Origin of the sequence: Streptomyces tateyamensis, assembly GCF_003205575.1 — a bacterium.
In the GTDB taxonomy this organism is placed as follows: domain Bacteria; phylum Actinomycetota; class Actinomycetes; order Streptomycetales; family Streptomycetaceae; genus Kitasatospora; species Kitasatospora tateyamensis.
Genome location: NZ_PYBW01000275.1, coordinates 1 through 250 on the forward strand (window position 1 = coordinate 1; position 250 = coordinate 250).

Genomic DNA, 250 nt, shown 5'->3' on the forward strand with positions numbered 1-250 from the left:
GCCCAGGCCCCGGGTCATGTTCACCATGCCGCCGCCGGCCCCGGCGTCGCACTGCGGCAGCGCCCGCATCACCAGCGTGTTGTTGGCCGGTACGAACACCCCGAGCGCCAGGCCGAGCAGCCCCAGCGGGAGCGTCAGCAGCGCGTCGTGCACCGGCCGCGCCAGCAGCAGGGCCATCGCCGCCACGCAGCCGCCCGCCCCCGCCCCGCTGCGCCGCCGGTCGCCCCAGCGCTGCGGCAGCAGCCTCTCG

At 78.4% G+C, this 250-nt stretch carries 1 pseudogene; it reads right to left on the reverse strand.

From position 1 onward, the window contains the following. Nucleotides 1-250: pseudogene (locus tag C7C46_RS35620) on the reverse strand (MFS transporter); the annotation flags it as partial.